This window comes from Amycolatopsis sp. NPDC051061 (assembly GCF_040682935.1).
Taxonomy (GTDB): Bacteria; Actinomycetota; Actinomycetes; order Mycobacteriales; family Pseudonocardiaceae; genus Amycolatopsis.
This window is the reverse complement of record NZ_JBFBBZ010000122.1, coordinates 1-3,458: the sequence shown is the minus strand read 5'-3', so window position 1 is coordinate 3,458 and position 3,458 is coordinate 1. Positions and strand designations below refer to the sequence as shown.

At 36.6% G+C, this 3,458-nt stretch carries 4 protein-coding genes; all 4 read right to left on the bottom strand.

Going from position 1 to position 3,458, the window contains the following annotated elements; translation table 11 throughout:
• Positions 1-57 precede the first annotated feature (57 nt).
• Genes fic through mobC form a run of 4 tightly spaced genes read right to left on the bottom strand, consistent with a single transcriptional unit; the run spans position 58 to position 2,873 of the window.
• Positions 58-660 carry a protein adenylyltransferase Fic gene (gene fic, locus AB0N03_RS52020; RefSeq protein ID WP_003131447.1) on the bottom strand — a complete coding sequence of 201 codons (603 nt, stop codon included), beginning with the start codon at positions 658-660 and terminating at the stop codon, positions 58-60.
• Positions 661-676: 16 nt separating this feature from the next.
• Positions 677-1,300 (bottom strand): mobilization protein, encoded by a 624-nt coding sequence (locus AB0N03_RS52015; protein WP_259760236.1) that lies wholly within the window; start codon positions 1,298-1,300, stop codon positions 677-679.
• Positions 1,297-2,529, bottom strand: coding sequence for a relaxase/mobilization nuclease domain-containing protein (locus tag AB0N03_RS52010; protein WP_352177421.1), 1,233 nt, complete (start codon positions 2,527-2,529; stop codon positions 1,297-1,299). The genes AB0N03_RS52015 and AB0N03_RS52010 overlap by 4 nt, the downstream gene beginning before the upstream one ends.
• Positions 2,508-2,873 (bottom strand): plasmid mobilization relaxosome protein MobC, encoded by a 366-nt coding sequence (gene mobC / locus AB0N03_RS52005; RefSeq protein ID WP_032398722.1) that lies wholly within the window; start codon positions 2,871-2,873, stop codon positions 2,508-2,510. Before mobC ends, AB0N03_RS52010 begins: the two co-directional genes overlap by 22 nt.
• Positions 2,874-3,458: the final 585 nt, after the last annotated feature.

The following is a 3,458-nucleotide window of genomic DNA, read 5'->3' as shown; positions in this document are numbered from 1 at the left end:
CCGTAAGCAAACAGACTAATCAATATAGAATTTGATCAGTCTGTTTGTATCGGTTATTTATAAATCTTCTGTTTTTATTTCATAATATCCCTCGTAATAATAACTCGCATCAATTCCTTTAAAGAATTGTTCTTTTCCTAAATCATCGGTTAAAGCCTTTTGAATCAAATATTTTAATTCATTGGTGCTGACTGTACTACGGATCATGGCATTTAAATATTCATCCTTATCAATTTGATTCCAATCGACAATTTTGTGTAGTTTATTTTTAAGAATTAAATCCAACCAGATACGAGTGGCTCGTCCATTGCCTTCCCTAAAAGGATGCGCCACATTCATATCCGAGTACTTATCAATAATTTCATCAAATGTTTCTTGAGGTAATTTATCAATATATTCAAGTGTTTGCGCTAAAAAAATACGTGGCGCAAATTGAAAGTTTCCTTTCGCAATATTCACTTCTCGAATTTTTCCTGCAAAGTCGTAAATATCTTGGAATAAAAACTGATGAATATCAGATAAGCCTTGAAACGTCCCAATTTCCAGATCCTCTATTTTGCCAGACTCAAACAATTCTTTGGCTCTTTTTTTCGTTAATAACTCTTCTTGTTTGGCTAATTCTGCTGAATTTGTTAAGCCTAATTTATTATCTAAAACCAAAATATCCCCTCACTCTCTATTTTTTCGGAAAGATTCTTTTGAAAATTTTTGGACGTTGATCAAACCATGTTGAAGCGGTATACATTAATCGAAAACTGCCATAAATTCCAGCACCGATTAAACCAAAACCACCTAATCCAAGAACGACTGCCCCATAAGGATGTTTAGGCTGTATTTCCATCACTGTGTCATACAAAATATGCAAACCCCAACCATCCCAGATACCTTTATAAATCCATCGTCCGATGAGAATACCGACAACTAAGAAACAGAACAGGCAGATAATATTCACAATCAAAATACTGTAACGTTCGACAATCTCACGTTTGCGATCTGCTTTTATCTGCTCTTTTTGTTCATTCAGTTCTTTTTTCAAAGCGAGTAATGCTTGTTTTTCAACTTGAATGTCTTTCAGTATGGTCGCTTTTAAGTTTTCTGCCTCTAAACGATGGAGTTGTTCTTGAATGGCAGACTCCATTTTTTGACTCGCAACAGCTTCTATTTTTTCTTGGTAGCCCCGAAAGTCTTTATTAACTTCTTGACGGACTAAGCGGTCTAGTTCTGGAACGTGACTGAAATCAATTTTACCATTTTTATAAGCATTTAATACTTGAACAACGAGTTGTTCATCTTTATTCATCGACTCATCCCCCGATCATGATCTTTTGTTGGTTTCTTTTCAGACTGTACGTCTCTATTCACTTGTTTTTCTAGGCTTTTCTGTTGTTCTTGCTCGTAATTTTTCATGTCTTTTGAAAAGCGACGTTCAAAATCATCGAGGATTTTCTCTTTTGTTTGCTTTAATTTTCTTGTAACGCGTTGAGTAAGTTCTGGTACTCGTCCTGCAAGCTGTTTGATTGTGTCAATAAATCGATTAATTTTTGATTCTCGCTTGAGAGCTTCTGATTTTCTTGGTTCAATTGCTTGTTCAAGGCTAACAATTTCTGATTCTCTTTGTTGAGTGTCTCGCTCAAGCGGAGTAATCGCTGGTTCTCGTTGTTCAACAGCTCTAAATTCGTTTTGTCTTGCTCGGTTTTCCAACTCATGTAAAATGGTCTCCCTTCCAAAATCAGAACCCAATCGGGTCTCTCGTGCTCGTCTTTGCTTGTTATTGGCGTCTAAAAAGGCATATGAGAACGTTTGGCCTCTTTCTGATAGAATTACCCCATTGTCAGATAATCGTTCCTTAAACGCTTCGTATGAGCTCACAGAGACATCTTGAAGCGATTTATTGATTCTTTCTCTCAAATCATCCATGTAAGAATACTCATTTTTGGCGATTAGTTCTTTTTCTGTCTCTGTTTGGCGCTCATTTGGTGGCTCTAAAATGTGCCAGTTCTCTCGAGAAGCGAGTCGATCATTCATTTCTCGTGCTCGTTGAACGCTTTCTCCTTTTTGTTCTCTTAATTTATTGCCTGTCTCTAAATTGACCTTATTGACAATGATGTGGTTGTGTAAGACGTGATTTTTTCCGTCTAAATGCGTATACACAGCACTTTGATGGTTAGGATAGAGATTTTCTGCTAATTCAACGCCTAAATCATTGGCTTTTTGCCAGTCTTTTTGAACTTTCGGATTCAGTTCATCTAAGGCGAAAGATTGGGTAATACGCAAGACTTGATTGGATTCTTTGGTTTGGTTATGAAGTTGTCGAATGACATCAAATTGTTCTTTGGCGATAAAGGGATCAATCCCGTTGGTTCCACCCACGGCAACTGCCCGACAATTTGTCAGCTCCACAGGACGTTCCAATTGATGGTCTTGTAGCCACTGTTCAGTTTTTTCATGCATGGGTCTGTCTTGCCCTAAAGCATAATTAAGGGCGCTCGCTGCACTTGCGCCATTGCTTATTTTTGCAATTGTTGCCATAACTCTTGATACCCCTTTTGAGCTTGAGCGAGTACTCCGTATGTATAGCGTAAAGCCACGATCAGCTCTTTATCTTGGTTGTCCATCCGATCGAATTGATTGAGTTTCTTGGCGATTTGATTTAAATTGGTTCCTTGTTTTGAGAGTTCTAATAATAAAGATTTCGCTTGGTCATGTTCGAGATAAGGTTTTTTTAAATGAGATTTTTGTGCTAATTTTTTCGCATAAAGATTCGGAGAGAGTCCATATGTTTCTCCTGAAATTTTCAGCTTATTGTATTGTTCTTCAGATAATCTAAATTGAATGTACTTTGTTTGATTTTGTGATACTTCTTTCTGATCCATAAATAGCCTCCTCAAAGATAAAATGCCCCAGCGCTCATTCCTCAATCGCCCTTTGTCATTGATTTTGTAATAAGCATTGCGCCCTATTCGGTTACAATCATTATAACAAAATAGACCATATAAAACCATAAATACTGCAAGCTATCACATTGTAATACAAATTACTTCGTTCTTGTATTACAATGTGGCTTGAAAAGGGGGAAGTTTCACTTTCCCCTTTTATCCCCTTTGGATTGTGTCGATTTGCTTTACGCAAACGCCACCTACCCATTTTATAAAAATAAAATGGGCAAAAGATCTTTCTTTTTGTCATACAAAAAGAAGAAAAAAAAGAGACGATTTTCTTCTTCCGAAATCGTCCCTCTTTTTTCTAAAACCATGGATGAACAAACAAAATACGAGAGATTTTTTATTCGTTCATCCACTAAAAATATGCGAACAGTATGGCTTCATTCAATCCTGTTCTTACAAGTCAAAAGCATTGAATCGTCCAAGGACGATTCAACAAAAAAAGTAGTCGTTTTTGGACGACTACTAAGTTCTAAACATTCATTACCCATAATCAATTTGGTCTAACATCGTTTC